Annotated in this window: 15 protein-coding genes; 13 read left to right on the forward strand and 2 right to left on the reverse strand. The window is 66.7% G+C overall.

Annotated elements, in window-relative coordinates:
• The first annotated feature begins 10 nt into the window (after positions 1 to 10).
• The 10 genes from BTE28158_RS07855 to BTE28158_RS07900 all read left to right on the forward strand — a co-directional run bounded on the left by BTE28158_RS07855 (position 11) and on the right by BTE28158_RS07900 (position 13,892).
• Positions 11 to 1,042 carry a LacI family DNA-binding transcriptional regulator gene (locus BTE28158_RS07855; RefSeq protein WP_059606677.1) on the forward strand — a complete coding sequence of 344 codons (1,032 nt, stop codon included), beginning with the start codon at positions 11 to 13 and terminating at the stop codon, positions 1,040 to 1,042.
• A complete protein-coding gene (rbsK, locus tag BTE28158_RS07860; RefSeq protein ID WP_124902479.1) occupies positions 1,039 to 1,968 on the forward strand; it encodes a ribokinase in 930 nt (309 codons plus the stop codon). Before BTE28158_RS07855 ends, rbsK begins: the two co-directional genes overlap by 4 nt.
• A 277-nt stretch (positions 1,969 to 2,245) precedes the next feature.
• Complete coding sequence (locus BTE28158_RS07865) at positions 2,246 to 4,018, forward strand: methyl-accepting chemotaxis protein (protein ID WP_174919775.1); 1,773 nt, start codon at positions 2,246 to 2,248, stop codon at positions 4,016 to 4,018.
• Between the two features lie 511 nt (positions 4,019 to 4,529).
• Complete coding sequence (locus BTE28158_RS07870) at positions 4,530 to 6,452, forward strand: PrkA family serine protein kinase (RefSeq protein WP_059606682.1); 1,923 nt, start codon at positions 4,530 to 4,532, stop codon at positions 6,450 to 6,452.
• 125 nt (positions 6,453 to 6,577) lie between these two features.
• Positions 6,578 to 7,846, forward strand: coding sequence for a YeaH/YhbH family protein (locus BTE28158_RS07875; RefSeq protein ID WP_059606685.1), 1,269 nt, complete (start codon positions 6,578 to 6,580; stop codon positions 7,844 to 7,846).
• A complete protein-coding gene (locus BTE28158_RS07880) occupies positions 7,843 to 9,522 on the forward strand; it encodes a SpoVR family protein (RefSeq protein WP_151051736.1) in 1,680 nt (559 codons plus the stop codon). The genes BTE28158_RS07875 and BTE28158_RS07880 overlap by 4 nt, the downstream gene beginning before the upstream one ends.
• A 235-nt stretch (positions 9,523 to 9,757) precedes the next feature.
• Positions 9,758 to 11,062 (forward strand): MFS family transporter, encoded by a 1,305-nt coding sequence (locus BTE28158_RS07885; RefSeq protein ID WP_059606689.1) that lies wholly within the window; start codon positions 9,758 to 9,760, stop codon positions 11,060 to 11,062.
• A 457-nt stretch (positions 11,063 to 11,519) separates the two neighbouring features.
• Positions 11,520 to 12,335 (forward strand): ABC transporter substrate-binding protein, encoded by an 816-nt coding sequence (locus tag BTE28158_RS07890; protein WP_151051734.1) that lies wholly within the window; start codon positions 11,520 to 11,522, stop codon positions 12,333 to 12,335.
• Positions 12,336 to 12,441: 106 nt separating this feature from the next.
• Positions 12,442 to 13,164: an amino acid ABC transporter permease gene (locus BTE28158_RS07895; protein ID WP_151051732.1), complete on the forward strand. Its 723-nt coding sequence runs from the start codon at positions 12,442 to 12,444 to the stop codon at positions 13,162 to 13,164.
• Between the two features lie 2 nt (positions 13,165 to 13,166).
• Positions 13,167 to 13,892: an amino acid ABC transporter permease gene (locus BTE28158_RS07900; RefSeq protein WP_151051730.1), complete on the forward strand. Its 726-nt coding sequence runs from the start codon at positions 13,167 to 13,169 to the stop codon at positions 13,890 to 13,892.
• Positions 13,893 to 14,022: 130 nt separating this feature from the next.
• Here BTE28158_RS07900 and BTE28158_RS07905 read toward each other — a convergent pair whose 3' ends face one another.
• Positions 14,023 to 15,288, reverse strand: a complete 1,266-nt coding sequence (locus tag BTE28158_RS07905; protein ID WP_477021227.1) for a M23 family metallopeptidase — start codon at positions 15,286 to 15,288, stop codon at positions 14,023 to 14,025.
• Positions 15,289 to 15,630: 342 nt separating this feature from the next.
• The gene (locus tag BTE28158_RS07910) at positions 15,631 to 16,278 is read right to left on the reverse strand and encodes a TetR family transcriptional regulator (protein WP_124626134.1); all 648 of its coding nucleotides are present in this window, start codon (positions 16,276 to 16,278) and stop codon (positions 15,631 to 15,633) included.
• Between the two features lie 150 nt (positions 16,279 to 16,428).
• Between BTE28158_RS07910 and BTE28158_RS07915 the strand changes: the two genes are divergently transcribed.
• The 3 genes from BTE28158_RS07915 to BTE28158_RS07925 are packed head-to-tail and all read left to right on the forward strand — an operon-like array spanning position 16,429 to position 22,236.
• Positions 16,429 to 17,616 carry a MexX/AxyX family multidrug efflux RND transporter periplasmic adaptor subunit gene (locus BTE28158_RS07915; RefSeq protein ID WP_151052196.1) on the forward strand — a complete coding sequence of 396 codons (1,188 nt, stop codon included), beginning with the start codon at positions 16,429 to 16,431 and terminating at the stop codon, positions 17,614 to 17,616.
• A 19-nt stretch (positions 17,617 to 17,635) separates the two neighbouring features.
• Entirely contained in the window at positions 17,636 to 20,773 is a 3,138-nt protein-coding gene (locus tag BTE28158_RS07920; RefSeq protein ID WP_151052194.1) for a multidrug efflux RND transporter permease subunit, read from the forward strand.
• On the forward strand, positions 20,770 to 22,236 hold the full coding sequence (locus tag BTE28158_RS07925) for an efflux transporter outer membrane subunit (RefSeq protein ID WP_174919779.1): 1,467 nt from the start codon (positions 20,770 to 20,772) through the stop codon (positions 22,234 to 22,236). The genes BTE28158_RS07920 and BTE28158_RS07925 overlap by 4 nt, the downstream gene beginning before the upstream one ends.
• Positions 22,237 to 22,482 lie beyond the last annotated feature (246 nt).

Raw genomic sequence — 22,482 nt, forward strand, 5'->3', positions numbered from 1 at the left:
GAAACGGGAAATGGCGACGATCAAGGATGTGGCAGCCATGGCGGGCGTGTCGTTTACGACCGTCTCGCACGTGGTGAACAATTCGCGGCCGGTGTCCGCGGATGTGCGTGCGAAGGTCGAGGGTGCGATCCGCGAGCTGAATTACGTGCCATCGGCCGTGGCGCGCTCGCTGAAGGCGCGCTCGACGGCGACCATCGGCCTCGTCGTGCCGAACAGCACGAATCCGTACTTCGCGGAGCTTGCGCGCGGCATCGAGGACCAGTGCGCGGCCAACGGCTATTGCGTGTTCTTCTGCAACTCGGACGACGATCCCGTGAAGCAGCGCAACTACCTGCGCGTGCTGCAGGAAAAGCGCATCGACGGGCTGATCGTCGCGTCGGCCGGGGAGGACGCGGTGCTCGCGCAGACACTCGCGGACGCGCATGCGCCGCTCGTCGTCGTCGACCGCAACATCGAGGGGCTTGCGGCCGACCTCGTGCAGATCGACCACGAACGCGGTGCCTACCTGGCGACGCGTCACCTGCTCGAACTCGGGCACGCGAAGATCGGCTGCATCACCGGGCCGACCGACACGGCCGTCAGCGCGATGCGCGTGCACGGCTTCATCCGCGCGATGGCCGAGCGCGGGATCGACATCGTGCCGGGCGCGATCGCGGAAAGCGATTTTTCGTGCCTCGGCGGCTACCACGCGGCATCGCGGCTGTTCGAGTCGGTGCATCCCAGCGCGATTTTCGCGGGCAACGACCTGATGGGCGTCGGCGCGCTGCGCGCGGCGGCCGAGCGCGGCATGCGCGTGCCGGACGACTGCTCGATCATCGGCTTCGACGACATCGAATTCTCCCGTTACACGTACCCGGCGCTCTCGACGGTAGGCCAGTCGGTGCGCGCGCTCGGCGAAATGGCCGCGCAAACGCTGATCGAGCGGATCGGCGGCGGTTCGACGGCTGCGCCGAGCCGTCGTCGCGTCGTGTCGCCGCGTCTCGTGCTGCGCGAATCGACGGCGATCTACCGCGAGCCGGCCGCGCCGGGCGGCCGCCCATGACGGCGCGTACGGCGGGCGCCGGCCGCGTGACGGTGGTCGGCAGCCTCAACATGGATCTCGTCGTGCGTGCGCCGCGGCTGCCGATGCCGGGCGAAACGCTTGCCGGGCATGAATACGCGCAGGCGGCGGGCGGCAAGGGCGGCAACCAGGCCGTCGCGGCGGCGCGGCTCGGCGCGCAGGTCGTGATGATCGGCTGCGTCGGCGCGGATGCGCACGGTACCGCGCTGCGGGCCGGCCTCGAGGCCGAAGGCATCGACTGTTCGCGGCTCGCGACGAGCGCGTCGGCGTCGACCGGTGTCGCGCTGATCGTCGTCGACGACGCGAGCCAGAACGCGATCGTGATCGTCGCGGGCGGCAATGGCGAAGTGACGACCGATACGGTGGCACGGCACGAGGCCGCGCTCGCCGCGACCGACGTGCTGATCTGCCAGCTCGAGACACCGCCGGACGCCGTGTTCGCGGCGCTGTCGGCCGGGCGGCGGCTCGGCCGCATCGTGGTGCTCAATCCGGCGCCGGCCGTCGCGCCGCTGCCGGACGGCTGGCTGCCGCTGGTCGATTACCTGATCCCGAACGAAGTGGAGGCGGCCGCGCTGACCGGGCTGCCGGTGCGCAATCCGGCCGAGGCGGAAGCCGCAGCGCGTGCGCTGCACGCGGCCGGTGCGCGCAACGTGCTGATCACGCTCGGCGCGCGCGGCGTGTGCGCGCTGACGGCCGACGGCGCGGCGCGCCATTATCCGGCACCCGTCGTCAAGGCCGTCGACACGACCGCGGCCGGCGATACCTTCATCGGCGGATTCGCCGCGCGGCTCGCGGCCGGTGAGGCCATCGACACGGCCATCCGCTTCGCGCAACGCGCGGCGGCGTTGTCGGTCACGCGCGCAGGCGCGCAGCCGTCGATTCCCACCCTCGCCGAGCTGGCCGAATAGGGCTGGATCCCGCCTCTCGGCCGGCGCGTGCGGAAGCAGGCGCCGGCCATCTCCCCCGATTGCACCATCACGATGCTTGCCACGCGATTTCGCGAGGCAGGCCTGCGATGCTTCGGCCCTATTGTTCGGAAATTTGTAATTAACCGACGAATTGATGAAAAAATTGACATGAATACCATCAAGCTGCGCAGCATCCGGTCGTAAATACATCAGGACGAAACACCGTTTCGAAAAAACGGGCCTTGCCCGTTCATGACGACGCAATACAGGAAGAATGATGGTGATCGGAAACCTGACGATACGTGCACGCATCGGTTTGACGATGGCGTTTCTCGCGGTACTGCTGGGCGTGATCGGCGTGCTGGGCGTGTACGGGATGACGCGCGCGAACGACGCGACGCGCGAGATTTTCACGAACCAGATGCCGAGCGCGGTCGACGTGGCCGCTGCCGAAATGTACGCGGCGCGCGAGCGCCTGGCGCTCGATCGCGCCGCGCTGCTGGCGGGGACACCCGAATCGGCTGCCGCGGTGGAGCGGAGCCGCGCGATGCGCGCGCAGTCCGACGAGTGGTGGAAAAAGTACCTCGCGCTGCCGCGCGATGCGGAGGAGGACCGACTCGCGCAGGACGTCGCCGCGAAGCGGCAGGCGCTACAGCGCAGTTGCGACACGTTCGGAGGCATTGTCGCGACGGGCGACCACGACCGGATCGGCGATGGCGCCAAGCAGCTCCAGGTGCTTTACAACGATCTCGCGGTTGCGAGCGAGGCGCTGCGCAATTTTCAGTTCACCGCCGCGCAGTCGGGCTTCGATCATTCGGAATCGACGTTCGAAACGCTGCGCTTGCTGTCGATCGTCCTGCTGGCGGCTGGGCTGGTTGCCGCGGTGCTGTCTTGGTTGACGCTCAGTCGTGCGATCGGCCGTCCGCTCGCGGACGCGCTCGCGCATTTCGACGCGATCGCCGCGGGCGACCTGCGCCGCTCGATCGTGGTGCATCGGCGCGACGAAATGGGCCAGCTCCTCGACGGTCTCGCGAAGATGCAGCGCGGGCTGGTCGACACGGTGCGCACCGTGCGCGGCGGCAGCGAATCGATCGCGACCGCGGCCCGCCAGATCGCCGCCGGCAACATCGACCTGTCGTCGCGCACGGAAGAGCAGGCGTCCGCGCTGCAGGAAACCGCATCGAGCATGGAGCAGTTGACCGGCACCGTGAAGCAGAACGCGGACAATGCACGGCAGGCAAGCGCGCTGGCCGCGAACGCGTCGGAGATTGCAAACAAGGGAAATACGGTGGTCGGCCAGGTGGTCGGCACGATGGGCGAGATCAACGACAGCTCGGCGAAGATCGCGGACATCATCGCGATCATCGAGGGCATCGCGTTCCAGACCAACATTCTGGCGCTGAACGCGGCCGTCGAAGCCGCGCGCGCCGGCGAGGAAGGCCGCGGCTTCGCGGTCGTCGCGGGTGAGGTGCGCAGCCTCGCGCAGCGTTCGTCGAGCGCGGCCAAGGAGATCAAGGCGCTGATCGACGCGTCGGTGGAGCGTATCCGGACGGGCTCGACGCTGGTCGACGAAGCGGGCCGCACGATGAGCGACGTGATCGGTGCGGTGCAGCGCGTGACGGACATCATGGGCGAGATCACGGCGGCGTCCGAGGAGCAGAGCGGCGGCATCGACCAGGTCGCGCGCGCGGTCGCGCAGATGGACGAGGTCACGCAGCAGAACGCCGCGCTCGTCGAGGAGGCGGCGGCCGCCGCGCAATCGCTCGATGAGCAGGCCGCGCGCCTGCGCGAAACGGCGTCGGTGTTCCGGATCGATGACGACGCGGCCGGGCCGGTCGCCGCCGCTGCGCGCCAGGCGCCGCGCGCGGTGGCCGCACCGGCTGTCGTGCAGGCTGTCGTGCCGGCTTCGCCGCCCGCACCATCCGGGGCGCGCAACGACCGCGATGCAGCACCGAAGCGCGCGGCACCGGCTCGCAAGCCGGCGGCCGCGGCCGCTGCACCCGCACCGGTGGCTGCGTCTGCCGGCGCTGACGACTGGGAAACGTTCTGAGTCGCGCGCGCCGCGCATCTATCCCCATTTGGCAGCACACGACGCCCGCGACATGCGGGCGTCGTCGTTTCGACGGCCGATGAAATGTGACAGCGCGCGTGAACGTGCGTGCGTCGCCACGCGCGTTGCATGTGCGCATCTGCGCTACGGGTATCTCCGGACGATGCGAGAAAAATTTGTAACGGTGCGCGCGGCGTGTCGTCGAAAACGTCTGCTCGAACGTATAGGGATGAAGGGGGGAGTGAAGGGCGCGGCGATGACGGCGGAGGCATCCAACGTACGAGATGTTCCGATGCTCGACGAGACGCGGCGGATGCAGTTTCTGCGGCTCGGGAGGTCGATTGTAAAGCGTCGAAATGCGTTGTCCAAGCGGTGTTGTCGAGAATGACGAACTTCATACGAAGAGTTCGTGAAAAAAAATAAGAAAGGGTTTAGGATGAATTCGAACGCGCTTGCTTCTGCGCAGTCATAGAAGGCAGGCACGTCTTCAGACTCAGGCGAGGGAGGTAGCATGGATATTTACAGCAGCTTCGCGAACCGCTTCGAAAAAACGCGAGAGGAAGAGTTCTCGCTGGAGGAGTACCTCGCGCTCTGCAAGAACGATCCGTCAGCGTACGCCACGGCCGGCGAACGCATGCTGGCTGCAATCGGGGAACCGGAACAAGTCGATACCCGCAACGACCCGCGCCTGTCGCGGATCTTCGCGAACAAGGTTATCAAGGTCTATCCCGCGTTCCGTGAGTTCTACGGAATGGAGGAAGTGATCGAGCAGGTGGTCGCGTACTTCCGCCACGCTGCGCAAGGGCTCGAGGAAAAGAAGCAGATCCTCTACCTGCTCGGCCCGGTGGGCGGCGGGAAGTCGTCGATCGCCGAGCGCCTGAAGCAACTGATGGAGCGCGTGCCGTTCTATGCGCTGAAGGGTTCGCCCGTCAACGAATCGCCGCTCGGGCTGTTCGACTACGACGAGGACGGCCCGATCCTCGAAGAGCAATACGGCATTCCACGCCGCTACCTGAAGAGCATCCTGAGTCCGTGGGCCGTCAAGCGCCTGCACGAATACAACGGCGACATCCGCCAGTTCCGCGTGGTGCGCCGCTATCCGTCGATCCTTCGGCAGATCGGCATCGCGAAGACGGAGCCTGGCGACGAGAACAACCAGGACATCTCGTCGCTCGTCGGCAAGGTCGACATCCGCAAGCTCGAACAGTACGCGCAGGACGATGCCGATGCGTACAGCTATTCGGGCGGCTTGTGCCTGGCGAACCAGGGCCTGCTCGAATTCGTCGAAATGTTCAAGGCGCCGATCAAGGTGCTGCACCCGCTCCTGACCGCGACGCAGGAAGGCAACTTCAAGGGTACCGAAGGATTCGGCGCGATTCCGTTCGACGGCGTGATTCTCGCGCACTCGAACGAGTCGGAGTGGAAGGCATTCCGCAACAACCGCAACAACGAGGCACTGCTCGACCGGATCTTCGTCGTGAAGGTGCCGTACTGCCTGCGCGTGTCGGAAGAGACGAAGATCTACGAGAAGCTGATCCGCAATTCGTCGCTGGCCGAAGCCGTGTGCGCGCCGGGCACGCTGAAGATGATGTCGCAGTTCTCGGTGCTGTCGCGCCTGCACGAGCCGGAGAATTCGAGCCTGTTCTCGAAGATGCAGGTGTATGACGGCGAAAACCTGAAGGACACCGATCCGAAGGCGAAGTCGTACCAGGAGTATCGCGATTACGCGGGCGTGGACGAAGGGATGACGGGCGTGTCGACACGCTTCGCGTTCAAGATCCTGTCGCGCGTGTTCAACTTCGATTCGAGCGAGGTCGCGGCGAACCCCGTGCACCTGATGTACGTGCTCGAACAGCAGATCGAACGCGAGCAGTTCCCGCCGGAGACCGAGCAGAAATACCTGTCGTTCGTGAAGGATGTGCTCGCGTCGCGCTATGCGGACTTCATCGGCAAGGAGATCCAGACGGCTTATCTCGAATCGTATTCGGAGTACGGGCAGAACATCTTCGACCGCTACGTCACGTATGCGGACTTCTGGATCCAGGATCAGGAATTCCGCGATCACGACACGGGCGAGAGCTTCGACCGCGCCGCGCTGAATGCGGAACTGGAGAAGATCGAGAAGCCGGCCGGGATCAGCAATCCGAAGGATTACCGCAACGAGATCGTGAACTTCGTGTTGCGCGCGCGGGCGGCGAACGCCGGGAAGAACCCCGTGTGGACGAGCTACGAGAAGTTGCGCGTCGTGATCGAGAAGAAGATGTTCTCGAATACCGAGGAACTGTTGCCGGTCATTTCGTTCAACGCGAAGGGGTCGGCGGAGGAGCAACGCAAGCATGAGGACTTTGTGAACCGGATGGTCGCAAAGGGGTATACGCCGAAGCAGGTGAGGCTGCTTTGCGACTGGTACCTGCGCGTGCGCAAGTCGTCATGACGCGCGCGGTACCGCGCCCGTACGGCGAGTCCGTACGGGCACCTTCAGAGGCGCCGCCCGCATGACGGCAGACGGCATGCGCGGCGAGTGCCCCGGCAGATCGATTTTCGAGCGGGAGACCGGGAGTGCTTCATCAAATCATCGACCGCAGGCTGGCCGGCAAGAACAAGAGCATCGCCAACCGCGAACGCTTTCTGCGTCGCGTCAAGAACTACATTCGTCGTGCCGTGTCCGACGCGGTGCGCGACCGTAGCATCAAGGATATCCAGAGCACGCAAAGTATCACGATTCCGCGCAAGGACATCGCCGAGCCGAATTTCCGGCACGGGCCTGGCGGGCGTCGTGAATACGTGCACCCGGGCAACGAAGACTACGTGCGCGGTGACAAGATTCCGCGTCCGCAGGGCGGCTCGGGTGGCGGCGGCAGTCAGGCGAGCAACGAGGGCGAAGGGCAGGACGACTTCGTGTTCGAGTTGTCGCGCGACGAATTCATGCAGTATTTCTTCGACGATCTCGAACTGCCGCGCCTCGTGAAGACGCACCTGCTGACGGTGCCGAGCTGGAAGAACGTGCGCGCGGGCTGGTCGGCGGAAGGCACACCGAACAACATCGACGTCGTGCGTTCGCTGCGCAGCGCGCTCGGCCGGCGCATCGCGCTCGGCTCGCCGCTCGTCAACGAACTGCGCGAGCTGGAAGCGCAGCTCGAGGCGATGAAGCTCGACCCGGAAGACCGCCGTGCGGAAATCGCGACGCTCGAGGCCGAGATCCATCACCTGAAGGGGCGCATCTGGCGGATCCCGTTCATCGATCCGTTCGACCTGCGCTACATCAATCGCGTGAAGCAGCCGCAACCGTCGAGCCAGGCCGTGATGTTCTGCCTGATGGACGTGTCGGGCTCGATGGACGAGCAGCGCAAGGATCTCGCGAAGCGCTTCTTCATCCTCCTTTACCTGTTCCTGAAGCGCAACTACGAGCGCATCGAGGTCGTATTCATCCGACACCACACGCGTGCCGAGGAGGTCGACGAGGACACCTTCTTCCATTCGACCGAAAGCGGCGGCACGGTCGTGTCGAGCGCGCTCGAACTGATGCGCAAGGTGATGAACGAGCGCTACTCGCCGACCGAGTGGAACATCTACGGCGCGCAGGCGTCCGACGGCGACAACTGGACCGACGATTCGCCGAAGTGTCGCAAAATCCTGGAAGAGGATATCCTCACCAAGACGCGTTACTTCGCGTATATCCAGGTCGCACCCGAAGAGCAGAACCTGTGGCTGGAGTATGCGCAACTGGCGCTGTCGCAACCGCACCTCGCGATGAAAAAAGTCGAATCGGCTGCCGACATTTACCCGGTGTTTCGCGAATTGTTCGAAAAGCAGGTGGAAACGTCATGACGACCCGCCATCTGCACAACGAGTCGCGCGGCTACGCGCCGCGCCCTTCCGGCGACGACACGGCCGGCCCTGCCGCATCGCAGCAAAGCGGCCGGACCGAGCCGGCGGCGCCGGCCGCCGACTTGCCCGCTGCCGGGCAGAAGGAAGCGCGTATGAACGTTGCCGAACGCAAGCCGCTGCCGTGCCCGTCCGACTGGACCTTTGAATTGCTCGAGGAATACGACACGCACATCTCGCAGGTCGCCGAGCAGTACGAGCTCGACATCTATCCGATCCAGCTCGAACTGATCAGCGCCGAGCAGATGATGGATGCGTATGCGTCGGTCGGGATGCCGGTCAACTATCGCCACTGGTCGTTCGGCAAGCATTTCCTCGCGACCGAGAAGAGCTATCGCCGCGGCCAGATGGGGCTTGCCTACGAGATCGTCATCAACTCGAATCCGTGCATCGCGTATCTGATGGAAGAGAACACGATGACGATGCAGGCGCTCGTCATCGCGCACGCGGCGTATGGCCACAACTCGTTCTTCAAGGGCAACTATCTGTTCAGGCTGTGGACCGACGCGCATGCGATCATCGACTATCTCGTGTACGCGAAGAACTACGTCGCCGAATGCGAGGAGCGCTACGGGCTCGACCGCGTCGAGGAACTGCTCGATTCGTGCCATGCGCTGATGAACTACGGCGTCGACCGCTACAAGCGGCCGCAGAAGCCGTCCCTGTCGAAGGAGGCCGCGCTGCGGCGCGAGCGCGAGGCGTATCTGCAGTCGCAGGTCAACGAGCTGTGGCGCACGCTGCCGGGCAAGAAGCCCGAGCAGATGGAGGAGCAGGAGGAGCGCTATCCGCCCGAGCCGCAGGAGAACCTGCTGTATTTCGCGGAGAAGAACGCGCCGCTGCTCGAGCCGTGGGAGCGCGAAGTGATCCGCATCGTGCGCAAGATCGGCCAGTATTTCTATCCGCAGCGGCAGACGCAGGTGATGAACGAAGGCTGGGCGACGTTCTGGCACTACACGCTGCTCAATACGCTGTACAACCAGGGCAAGCTGGAAGACGGCTTCATGATGGAGTTCCTGCATTCGCACAGCAACGTGGTCTATCAGCCGCCCGTCACGAAGCCGTACTACAGCGGGATCAACCCGTATGCGCTCGGCTTCTCGATGATGAGCGACATCCGGCGGATCTGCGAGGTGCCGACGGAAGAGGACTACAAGTGGTTTCCGGAGATCGCGGGCACACCGTGGCTGCCGGCGATGCACTACGCGATGCGCAACTTCAAGGACGAGAGCTTCATCGCGCAGTACCTGTCGCCGAACCTGATCCGCGAGATGCGGCTGTTCTCGGTGCTCGACGACGACATGCGCGATTCGCTCGAGGTATCGGCGATCCACGACGAGTCCGGCTATCAGTACGTGCGGCAGGCGTTGTCGCGGCAGTACGACATCCATCACCGCGAGCCGAACATCCAGGTGTGGGCGGTGAACACGCGCGGCGACCGCAGCCTCACGTTGCGCCACTTCATGACCGACAACCGCCATCTGTCGAACGACAGCGACGAAGTGCTCAAGCACATGGCGCGGCTCTGGCAGTTCGACGTGTACCTGGAAAGCGTCGACGAGGCCGGCACCGTGCGCAAGCGCTACGAGTGCCGCTACGTGCCGCCGGAGGTGCGTGTCTGAGCATCGAGACCGGGAATAGTTTGCACCGGACGCCAGCCTCGCGGCTGGCGTTTTCATATGACGAACGCGTGGCGCGAGAAAATTTTTCTACATCCGGACGAACCCGGAAAGCCTTTTACTTTACATTTCGCTAAAATCCCGTAGCGCCGTGCGCCGGAACCGGTGCCACGTGCGACCGCACGCGGCGGCCCCCAGCCGTCTCGCCCAGAAAGCACTAAAAGGAACAGACCAACCCATGGACGTCCAGACCGACCAAGCTGCGCTGTCCGCGCAAGACACCCGGCGGCGCGTATTCGCCATCGTCGGCGCCTCGTCGGGCAACCTCGTCGAGTGGTTCGACTTCTACATCTACTCGTTCTGCGCGCTGTACTTCGCACCGGCGTTCTTCCCGAGCGGCAACACGACGACGCAGCTGCTGAACACGGCCGGCGTGTTCGCGGCCGGCTTCCTGATGCGTCCGATCGGCGGCTGGCTGTTCGGCCGTATCGCCGACCGTCATGGCCGCCGCGCGGCGATGATGATCTCGGTGCTGATGATGTGCGGCGGCTCGCTCGTGATCGCGGTGCTGCCGACCTACGCGCAGATCGGCGCGCTCGCACCGGCGCTGCTGCTGGTCGCCCGTCTGTTCCAGGGCCTGTCGGTGGGCGGCGAATACGGGACGAGCGCGACCTACATGAGTGAGGTCGCGCTTAAAGGGCGGCGCGGCTTCTTCGCGTCGTTCCAGTACGTGACGCTGATCGGCGGCCAGCTGTGCGCGCTGCTGGTGCTGGTGATCCTGCAGCAGGCGCTGTCGAATGACGAACTGAAGGCGTGGGGCTGGCGCATTCCGTTCGTCTGCGGCGCGGCGGCCGCGCTGATCTCGCTGTACCTGCGCAAATCGCTCGACGAGACGTCGACGAGCGCATCGCGCGACAAGAAGGATGCGGGCACGATCCGCGGCGTGTGGCGTCACAAGGGCGCCTTCTTCACGGTGGTCGGCTTCACGGCCGGCGGCTCGCTGATCTTCTACACGTTCACCACGTACATGCAGAAGTACCTGGTGAACACGGCCGGCATGCACGCGAAGACGGCCAGCAACGTGATGACCGTCGCGCTGCTCGTCTACATGCTGATCCAGCCGGTGTTCGGCGCGCTGTCCGACAAGATCGGCCGCCGCACGTCGATGATCCTGTTCGGCGTGTTCGCGGTGATCGGCACGGTGCCGCTGATGCACACGCTGAAGACCGTGACGAGCCCGACGGCCGCGTTCGTGCTGATCACGATCGCGCTCGCGATCGTCAGCTTCTACACGTCGATCAGCGGCCTCATCAAGGCCGAGATGTTCCCGCCCGAAGTGCGCGCGATGGGCGTCGGCCTGTCGTATGCGGTCGCGAACGCGATCTTCGGCGGCTCGGCCGAGTATGTCGCGCTGTGGTTCAAGTCGAAGGGCAGCGAGGAAACCTTCTACTGGTATGTGACCGTGCTGTGCGCGATCTCGCTGCTCGTGTCGTGGCGGATGCGCGATCCGAGCAAGGTTGGGTATCTGCGTCACGAACCGTGATCGGCGGGGCAGCCTCGCGAAGCTGCCCGCATCGACCGGCAACGTGCAACGGGACGGCGCTCCGCCTCACAGGCGGCGCGCCGTTTTTTCATGCGCGACGGCTTCGCATGGACGCGTGCAAGCTCATCGCGGGACGCGCGATATCGATATCGGAATCGCTTCGTTGTTCGCCGCGGGCGGTGCTTTTATTCTGAACCCGTAGTTCGTGTGACACCTCCTTGACTGGGATTCGCGCCCGCTGCGTGCAGCGGGCGTCTTTTTTTCGAAGCGTTCCGCGATGCCCGCCGTCTGCAAGACTCATCACGAAAGCCGCAGAGCAAAGCACCATTTGTTGGTTCGGAATCGCCGCACGCGCTGATACGTTAGCGGCTTCGCGACGACACACAGCGTCGCGATGTTCCTCGAACCGGCCGCGGCGCGATCCGCGGCGGCCTTCATGACAAATCAGGTCGTGCTCATGAAAATCCACACTCTCGCTACGTGGCTCGTCGGGGCCGCCCTCGTCACGGCCGGCACGGTCGCGCACGCGGACCGCCTCGACGACATCAGGAAGGCCGGCGTGCTGCGCGTCGCGACCTTCGACAGCAATCCGCCGTTCGGCTATGTCGACGGCAAGAGCAATCACATCGTCGGCCTCGACGTCGACTATGCGAAGGCATTGGCCGACAAGCTCGGCGTGAAGCTGCAACTGCAGCCGACCAATCCTGCGAACCGCATTCCGTTCCTGACTTCCGGCAAGGTCGACCTGGTGCTCGCGAACTTCACGATCACCGACGAGCGCGCGAAGCAGGTCGACTTCAGCATCCCGTATTTCTCGTCGGGCCAGCAGTTTCTCGCGAAGAAGGGCGTGCTGAAATCGGCCGACCAGTTGAACAGCCTGCGCGTCGGCGCGGACAAGGGCACGACGAACGAAATCACGCTGCGCGAGAAATTCCCGAAAGCGACGATCGTCGCGTACGACGACACGCCGTTCGCGTTCGCCGCGCTGCGCGCCGGCAACGTGCAGGCGATCACGCAGGACGGGCCGAAACTGATCGGCCTGCTCGCGAACGTGCCCGACAAGCAGAACTACGAGATCCCGGCGTTCACGATCTCGAACGACTACATGGGCGTCGGCGTGCCGAAGGGCGAGACGCGCCTGCTCGGCTTCGTCAACGACACGCTGAAGAGCCTCGAGGCGAACGGCCGCGCGGGGCAGATCTACGACGCGTGGTTCGGGCCGACGACGAAGACGCCGCTCACGCGCATCTTCCGCATCGGCGACAAGACCTGAGTCCCACGCCAGGTGCGCCGCGTTCCGCCGCCGGCCACGCCGGTGCGCAGGGGCCGCGGCGCTTTCCGTTTCTTTTCGATCGCGCGCTTCGCGCGCGCACCACGGCATGCTCGGGTTGGCTCCCAAATATCTGTCCTGGCTCTGGCAGGGCTTCCTGCTGACGCTCGGCCTCGCGGCCGCGTCGGCGCTCGCCGCGACCGTCGGCGGGCTGCTGCTCGCCGTCATGCGACATACGCGCGGCACCGTGCCGCGTACGCTGGCGGCCGGTTACGTCGTCGCGTTCCGCAACACGCCGCTGCTCGTGCAGTTGTTGTTCTGGTATTTCGGCGTCGCGTCGTTGCTGCCCGATACGTGGGTCGCGTGGCTGAACGCGCGCCATCAACTGTGTGCGGGCCCGTTCACGCTTGCGTGGCCGTCGTTCGAGTTCGTCGCGGGCTGGTTCGGGTTGAGCGCGTATACGGCCGCGTTCGTCGCCGAGGAATGCGAAGCCGGGCTGCGCGGCGTGCGCCGCGCGCAGCACGATGCGGCTGCGGCGCTCGGCCTCACGCCAATGCAGTCGCTGCGCTACGTCGTGCTGCCGCAGGCCGTGCGCATCGCGCTGCCGCCGTTGTTCGGCCAATACATGAATCTCGTGAAGAACTCGTCGCTCGCGATGGCGATCGGCGTCGCCGAGCTGTCGTATGCGTCGCGGCAGGTCGAGACCGAGACGTTCAAGACGTTCGCCGCGTTCGGTGTCGCGACCGTGCTGTACATCGCCGCGGTGGCCGCGATCGAGGCCGGCGCATATGCGGCCACGCAATGGCGCGACCGGCTCGGGGCGGGGCGCTGACGATGGACTTCTCGCTGCTGCTCGACAACCTGCCGTACCTGCTCGTCGGCGCGTTCCCGGACGGCGCGCTCGGCGGTGCCGCGCTGTCGCTCATGCTCGCGATCGCGTCGGCGCTCACGTCCGCGGTGCTGGGCGTCGCGCTCGGCGTCGCGATGGCGCTCGCGCGCGGCCCGCTGCGCGTGCTGCTGCTCGCGTTCATCGGCTTCTTCCGCGCGATTCCGGTGCTGATGCTGATCTTCTGGACGTATTTCCTGATGCCGATGCTGCTGCACATGGACGTGCCGGGGCTCGCGACGGTCGTGTGCGCGCTGGCGCTGATCGGCGGTGCGTATCTCGCGCATGCCGTGCATGCGGGCATCGTCGCGGCAGGCGACGGGCAGTGGCAGGCGGGGCTGTCGCTCGGGCTCACGCGCTGGCAGACCGTGCGCTACGTGCTGCTGCCGCAGGCGATCCGGATCATGACGCCGTCGTTCGTCAACCAGTGGGTCGCGCTCGTGAAGGACACGTCGCTCGCGTACATCGTCGGCGTGCCGGAACTGTCGTTCGTCGCGACGCAGGTGAACAACAGGCTGATGGTCTATCCGGCGCCGATCTTCCTGTTCGTCGCGGCGATCTATCTGGTGCTGTGCACGTCGCTCGACGGCGCGGCGCGCTGGCTGCTGTCGCGTCGCCCGCGTGCGGAGCGCGTCGCGCGGGCGGCGGCCGAGCGCACGGAACCCGCGCGGTGACGGCGGGCGCGTGCGATGCCTGCGGCGCATGGCTGGCGATGAAGATCGGGCGCTTGCGGAGATCCGCCGCGGGCCGCGTCGCCGCTGCTCGAGCGGCGACGGGCGTGATGAGGCTCGTGGTGCGTCGGCGTCAGGACGCGCTGTAGTGCGTATCGAAGACCGCGCGCAGCGTCGACGGACCGGTCGCGAAGTCGCCCCACAGCGGGCCGTCGGTCTGCGCGAATGCGAACGGCGTCGTACTGATCGACGCGAGGCGGAAGCGCCATTGCGTCGCTTCCTGGCGGAACGCCGTGAGCTGCATGTCGGACAGCCCGGTCTGCGCGCTCGCGAGCGTGACGAGCGGATCGACCGGATCGTTCGCGACGCGCACTTCGAAGTGCAGATGCGGGCCGGTGGCCGCGCCGGTCATCCCGACCGAGCCGAGGCGTTGCCCCTGCTTCACGGTTTCGCCGGTCTTCAGTCCGCGCGCGTACGCGGACAAGTGTGCGTAGTAGGTCGAATAACCGTCCGCGTGATCGACGATCACGTAGTGGCCGTAGCCGCCCGGATCGGTGCCGACAAACGACACGACACCGTCGGCCGCCGCATTGACCGGCGTGCCGGACGGCGCGGCGAGGTCGACGCCGGTATGGAACGCCATCGCCTGCGACAGCGGGTGGATGCGTTCGCCGAAGAAGGAGCTGATACGTGTCCACTTGACGGGCATCGTGAACGCGGCCGCCTCGAGCGGTGCGCCGTCGAGCGTGTAGTACGCGCCGTGGTCGGCGCCCGGCGCGCGGAACCAGATCGCGCCGAACGTGCGGCCCGCGATGCGCAGCTCGAGCGCGGTGAGGTGCGGCGTGCCGTTGTTGGTGTCGTACGCGAGGCGGTAGTAGTCGCCGCGCCGTGCGCCGGCGCGCATATCGACCTTGCCGGTGACGAGATCGCCGAGCTGGATGCGCACCTCGGGCGGTACGTCGAGACGGTTCAGCGTATCGGACAGCGTGAGTTCGATGTCGCCCGCGCGCATCCCGTGCTGCTGTTCGGGCGGCGCGAACTGGAACAGGCTCGTATAGCCGAGCATGTCGTTGCGGTGCACGCTGAGCGGCGCGAACAGGCCCGGCTGCAGGCTGCGCTCGCCGCGTTCATTGAGTTCGTTGCGCTCGCCGATCGTGCGCGCGAGTTCGCTCGTCACGAAATGCTGCGCGGTGGGAAACGGCGTGTCGGACAGCACGCGCTGCGGCAGCGCGGCCGTGCCCGAATCGACGGCCCCCGGCAGTTGCGAGACGGCCGGCAGCGCGGCGGCGAGACCGAAGGCGGCGAGGGCGCCGATGACGGCGGCCGGCACGAGCGCGCGCACGAGGCGCTGCGCGCGGCCGGGCGCGAAAGCATCAGGGGTTGCGGCAGGCTTGACCAAAGGTGTCCACATCCAGGAAAGCGGTTCAAAGAGGTGTGGGCGGGAGCCATCGGCGGCATGTCCGCCGGGTGGCGACGGGGGCAGGCGACGGGCGTGCAACAAAACAGGCCCCGCCAGGGGCCTGTGTCGTTTCCGTTCGACCCAACTCGCGGGCAGGCCCGCTTCGAACGGCGGCGTGAACTTTCCGGGTCGCACCCGGATTACCACGAAGACGCTAAAGAAAGATGACAGCGTCAGTCTACCGATGTTCCGCGAAACGTTAAAAATTTTAAAGAGGGTCAGCTCATTCGTTTCGCACTGCGGTAAATCGGGTTAAATCAGCATTTATTGCGCGGCTTTTCTTCAAGCAGGCAATTTTTGCGCACGCACGCGTAGCGCGCTGGACGTTCTGACCGCGTCGAAGCCGGCGTCGAGCATCGCTTCCGCGTCGTTCCACAAATTGCCGCGCAACCGGTTGGTCCAGATCATCGACGCGAACACGCCTTCGAGCAGCGACACGAGATAGACGGCCGCGAGATGCACGTCGAGATCGGCGGCGAGTTCGCCGGCCGCGATCGCGCGGCGCAGCAGCGCCTTGGTGATGCGCAGTATCTGCAGCTCGAGCAGCATGCGGCGCCGCAGCAGCGCGCCGTTCTCCTCGCTCTGTTCGCACTTCGTATAGAGGATCACGAGCACGCGCTGCATCGAGCCCGGCTCGCCGCATCGCTGCAGGTAGTGCGACGCCGCGCGGCGCAGCGTGGCGAACGCGGGCAGGCTGTCGACCGTGTCGAATCCTTCCGACGTGCGTGCGAACGCGCGGTCGCACATCGCGAGACACACTTCCATCTTGTTGCGGTAGTGGCCGTACACGGCGCCCCGCGACATCCCGGCGGCCTCGGCGAGGTCCGCCATCGCGGTTTGCGCGACGCCTTTCTCGAGCAGGACGAGCTCGGCGGCGTCGAGGATCCGGTGCTTGATGGCGAGCGATTCTTCCCGGGTCTTGCGGGCCATGGCGTGAATTTCCTTACAGTTCGCTGTCGCTTAATTGACACAGTGACGCGGTCGGATTGCAACCACATGTATTTAATCAGTCGTGACTGATTATAATCGGCCACCCTGAGCCGCCGCATTGTATCGGCGGCGAACGATCCGAGGTCATACATGAACAACAAACGCTCCCTGGGGCGCCGCCTTCGGCTGGCGCCGTTCGCGCTCGCAGCCATGCTGCTCGTGACCGGATGCGGAAAGGGCGAACAGGACAAGGCGCCGGAGGCCATTCAGCACGCGACGGTCGTCACGGTGCGTCCGACGGCCGTGCCGATGACCGTCGAATTGCCCGGCCGGCTCGACGCGTATCGGCAAGCGCAAGTGCGCGCGCGGGTCGCCGGCATCGTCACCGCGCGGACTTATGAAGAAGGCCAGGAAGTGAAGCAGGGCGCGGTGCTGTTCCGCATCGACCCGGCACCGCTGAAGGCCGCACGCGACGCCGCACAGGGCGCGCTCGCGAAGGCGCAGGCCGCCGCGCTCGCGGCGAGCGACAAGCGCCGCCGTTACGACGACCTGGTGCGCGACCATGCGGTCAGCGAGCGCGATCACACGGAGGCCGTTGCCGACGACGCGCAGGCGAAGGCCGGCGTCGCTTCGGCGAAGGCCGAACTCGCCCGCGCGCAACTGCAGCTCGACTATGCAACCGTCACCGCGCCGATTTCGGGCCGCGCGCGGCGCGCGCTCGTGACCGAAGGCGCGCTCGTCGGCCAGGACCAGGCGACGCCGCTCACGACCGTCGAGCAGCTCGATCCGATCTACGTGAATTTCTCGCAGCCGGCGGCCGACGTCGATGCGTTGCGCCGTGCGGTGAAGAGCGGTCGCGCGACGGGCATCGCGCAGCACGACGTCACGGTGACGCTGTTGCGTGCCGACGGCACCGCGTATCCGCTGAAGGGCAGGCTGCTGTTCAGCGATCTCGCGGTCGACCCGACCACCGATACCGTCGAGATGCGCGCGCTGTTCCCGAATCCCGAACGCGAACTGCTGCCGGGCGCGTACGTGCGGATCGCGCTCGACGCGGCCGTCGACCAGCGCGCGATCCTCGTGCCGCGCGATGCGCTGCTGCGCACGGCCGACCGCACGTCAGTGCGCGTGGTCGGCGCGAACGGCAAGGTGAAGGACGTCGAGGTCGTCGCCGACCGGATGAGCGGACGCGACTGGCGCATCACGCGCGGCCTCGCGGGCGGCGAGCGCGTGATCGTCGATAACGCCGCGCAGTTCGCCCCCGATACCGCCGTCAAGCCCGTCGAACAGGCAACGCCGACGAAGGCTGCGTCACAGGCGGCCGCCCGTCAAACCTGACCGGTTTACCGAGACCAACATGGCACGTTTCTTCATTGATCGCCCCGTCTTCGCGTGGGTGATCGCACTCTTCATCATGCTCGGCGGCGCGTTCGCGATACGCGCGCTGCCCGTCGCGCAGTACCCGGACATCGCGCCACCCGTCGTCAGCATCTATGCGACGTACCCGGGCGCGTCCGCGCAGGTCGTCGAGGAATCGGTGACCGCGCTGATCGAGCGCGAGATGAACGGCGCGCCGGGGCTGCTATATACGTCCGCGACGAGCAGCGCCGGGGCCGCGTCGCTGTACCTGACGTTCAAGCAGGGCGTCAACGCCGATCTCGCGGCCGTCGAGGTGCAGAACCGGCTGAAGACCGTCGAGGCGCGGCTGCCCGAGCCCGTGCGGCGCGACGGCATCCAGGTCGAGAAGGCCGCTGACAACATCCAGCTCGTCGTGTCGCTGACGTCGGACGACGGCCGGATGACCGACGTGCAGCTCGGCGAATACGCGTCGGCGAACGTCGTGCAGGCGCTGCGCCGCGTCGACGGCGTCGGCCGCGTGCAGTTCTGGGGCGCCGAATATGCGATGCGGATCTGGCCCGACCCGGTGAAGATGGCCGGGCACGGCCTCACCGCGTCGGATATCTCGTCGGCCGTGCGCGCGCACAACGCGCGCGTGACGATCGGCGACATCGGCCGCGGCGCGGTGCCGGACACCGCGCCGATCGCGGCGACGGTGTTCGCCGACGCGCCGCTGAAGACGCCGGCCGACTTCGGCGCGATCGCGCTGCGCACGCAGCCGGACGGCTCGGCGCTCTACCTGCGCGATGTCGCGCGCGTCGAGTTCGGCGGCAACGACTACAACTATCCGTCGTACGTGAACGGCAAGACCGCGACCGGGATGGGCATCAAGCTCGCGCCGGGCTCCAACGCGGTGGCAACCGAGAAGCGCGTGCGCGCGACGATGGACGCGCTGTCCGCGTACTTCCCGCCGGGCGTGAAATACCAGATCCCGTACGAGACGTCGTCGTTCGTGCGCGTGTCGATGAACAAGGTCGTCACGACGCTGATCGAGGCCGGCGTGCTGGTGTTCCTCGTGATGTTCCTGTTCATGCAGAACCTGCGCGCGACGCTGATCCCGACGCTGGTCGTGCCGGTCGCGCTCGCGGGCACGTTCGGTGTGATGTACGCGGCCGGTTTCTCGATCAACGTGCTGACGATGTTCGGGATGGTGCTCGCGATCGGCATCCTCGTCGACGATGCGATCGTCGTCGTCGAGAACGTCGAGCGGCTGATGGTCGAGGAGGGGCTCGGGCCCTACGACGCGACCGTCAAGGCGATGACGCAGATCAGCGGCGCGATCGTCGGCATCACGGTCGTGCTGACGTCGGTGTTCGTGCCGATGGCGTTCTTCGGCGGCGCGGTGGGTAACATCTACCGGCAGTTCGCGCTCGCGCTCGCGGTGTCGATCGGCTTCTCGGCGTTTCTCGCGCTGTCGCTGACGCCGGCGCTGTGCGCGACGTTGCTCAAGCCGGTGTCCGGCGACCATCACGAGAAGCGCGGCTTCTTCGGCTGGTTCAACCGCTTCGTCGCGCGTGCGACGCAGCGCTATGCGACGCGCGTCGGCACGATGCTGAAGAAGCCGGTGCGCTGGCTCTTCGTGTACGGCGCGCTGACCGCGGCGGCCGCGCTGATGCTCACGCAACTGCCGACCGCGTTCCTGCCTGACGAGGACCAGGGCAACTTCATGGTGATGGTGATCCGGCCGCAGGGCACGCCGCTCGCGGAAACGATGCAGAGCGTGCGCGAGGTCGAGTCATATATCCGCAACGACGAGCCGGCCGCATATACGTTCGCGCTCGGTGGCTTCAACCTGTACGGCGAAGGGCCGAACGGCGGGATGATCTTCGTCACGCTGAAGAACTGGAAGGAACGCAAGGCCGCGCGCGATCACGTGCAGGCGATCGTCGCGCGCATCAACGAGCGCTTCGCGGGTGCGGCGAACACCACGGTGTTCGCGATGAACTCGCCGGCGCTGCCCGATCTCGGTTCGACCAGCGGCTTCGACTTCCGGCTGCAGAATCGCAGCGGGCTCGACTACGCGGCGTTCAGTGCCGCGCGCGAGCAACTGCTCGCGGCGGGCGGCAAGGATCCGGCGCTCACCGACCTGATGTTCGCCGGCACGCAGGATGCGCCGCAGCTCAAACTCGACATCGATCGCGCGAAGGCGTCGGCGCTCGGCGTGTCGATGGACGAGATCAACACGACGCTCGCGGTGATGTTCGGCTCCGACTACATCGGCGACTTCATGCACGGCACGCAGGTGCGCCGCGTGATCGTGCAGGCCGACGGGCTGCGCCGGCTCGATCCGGACGACGTGAAGAAGCTGCGCGTGCGCAACGCGCGCGGCGAAATGGTGCCGCTCGCGGCGTTCGCGACGCTGCACTGGACGCTCGGGCCGCCGCAGCTCACGCGCTACAACGGCTATCCGTCGTTCACGATCAACGGCTCGGCCGCGGCCGGCCACAGCAGTGGCGAGGCGATGGCCGCGATCGAGCGGCTCGCCGCGAAGCTGCCGGCCGGCATCGGCCACGCGTGGTCGGGGCAGTCGTTCGAGGAGCGGCTGTCGGGCGCGCAGGCGCCGATGCTGTTCGCGCTGTCGGTGCTCGTCGTGTTCCTCGCGCTCGCGGCGCTCTACGAGAGCTGGTCGATCCCGTTCGCGGTGATGCTGGTCGTGCCGCTCGGCCTGATCGGCGCGGTGCTCGGCGTCACGCTGCGCGCGATGCCGAACGACATCTATTTCAAGGTGGGGCTGATCGCGACGATCGGTTTGTCCGCGAAGAACGCGATCCTGATCGTCGAAGTCGCGAAGGACCTGGTCGCGCAGCGCATGTCGCTCGTCGACGCCGCGCTCGAGGCCGCGCGCCTGCGGCTGCGGCCGATCGTGATGACGTCGCTGGCGTTCGGCGTCGGCGTGCTGCCGCTCGCGTTCGCATCGGGCGCCGCGTCCGGCGCGCAGATGGCGATCGGCACCGGCGTGCTCGGCGGCGTGATCACGGCGACGGTGCTCGCGGTGTTTCTCGTCCCGCTGTTTTTCGTGAGCGTCGGTCGCCTGTTCGACGTCGGCCCGCGCCGGCGCGGCGGATCGCAGCCGGCGACGATGGAGGGTTCGCAATGACGTTTTACCTGAAGGCGTGCGCGACGCCGCGCGCTCGGGTCGCGCTGGCCGCCACACTCGCGTTCGCGCTCGCCGGATGCTCGCTCGCACCGCGCTACGAGCGACCGGCCGCGCCGGTGCCGGCCAGCTACACGCCGGTCGATGGCGACACGCAGCCGGCGGTCGAGGCGGCTGCATCCGCCGATGCCGCGCTGCTCGACGACTGGCGCGCGTATTTCACCGATCCGGCGTTGCAGGCGTGGATCGATGCCGCGCTCGCCAACAATCGCGACCTGCGGATCGCGGCCGGCCGGCTCGACGAAGCGCGCGCGCTGTACGGCGTGCAGCGCGCGGACCTGATGCCGTCGGTCGACGCGAACCTCGGCTACGAACGCACGCGCCAGTACGACCCGGTCGTGCGCGAGAGCGCGGTGAGCGGGCTGTATCGCGCGGGCGTCGGCGTCAGCGCGTACGAGCTCGACCTGTTCGGCCGCGTGCGCAACCTGTCCGATGCGGCGCTCGCCGAGTATTTCGCGACGGCCGATGCGCAGCGCACGGTGCGCATCGGCGTGATTGCCGAAGTCGCCGGCGCGTATGTTTCCGAACGGTCGTTGCGCGAGCAACTGGCACTGGCGCAGCGCACGCTCGACGCGCGCGAGCGCATCGCCGCGCTCACGCAGCGCCGCTACGCGGCCGGCACGAGCGACGCGATCGAGTTGCGTTCGGCCGAGATGCTGGTCGCGTCCGCGCGTGCGTCGCAGGCCGCGCTGCAGCGCGAACACGCGCAGTCGGTGCGCGCGCTGCAATTGCTCGCCGGCGATTTCGCACGCACCGTGCCGGCCGACGGCACCGCGTTCGACACGCTCGCGATCGCGCCGGTGGCGCCCGGCGCGCCGAGCGCGCTGCTCGAACGGCGGCCGGACATCCGGCAGGCCGAGTCGCGGCTCAAGGCCGCGAACGCGCAGATCGGCGCCGCGCGCGCGGCATTCTTCCCGCGCATCGCGCTGACGACCGACTACGGTTCGGTCAGCGATGCGTTCTCGAGCCTGTTCGCGGGCGGCACGAGCGTGTGGACGTTCGCGCCGCGCATCACGCTGCCGATCTTCGCGGGCGGCCGCAATCGCGCGAATCTCGACGTCGCGAACGCACGCAAGCACATCGCGGTCGCGGAATACGAGAAGACCGTGCAGACCGCATTCCGCGAAGTGGCCGACGCGTTCGCCGCGCGCGACTGGATCGATCGCCAGCTCGCGGCGCAGCAGGACGTCTATGCGGCCGACGGCGCGCGGCTGAAGCTCGCCGAGCGCCGCTATGCGGGCGGCGTCGCGACGTATCTCGAACTGCTCGACGCGCAACGCAGCACGTACGAGTCGGGACAGGAGCTGATCCGGCTCAAGGAACGCAGGCTCGCGAATGCGATTGCGCTGTATCGCGCGCTGGGCGGCGGGTGGGCGCCGGCCACGGCTGGCGAAGCTGCCGCGTGATGTCTTGACCGGGACCGGGCAGGTAGCGGCGGCGCATGGCGATGCGTCGCCGCTACCCCGGTCGGTGTTGCTGCGGTCGGGTCACCGGCCGCGATCGACGACACGCGCATGCGCGCTTCGTCGCGCCTGTTTTTCTCCACGCAGCCGGGTTGAAGGGCCGCCTTCCACTCGACTCGCATCCCGGCGACCGATCGCGTCGCCGCCGGCCTCCGATCGTGCCGGATTTCCTCCAGTTTCGACTCCATC

It is taken from the genome of Burkholderia diffusa, assembly GCF_902499115.1.
GTDB lineage: Bacteria > Pseudomonadota > Gammaproteobacteria > Burkholderiales > Burkholderiaceae > Burkholderia > Burkholderia diffusa.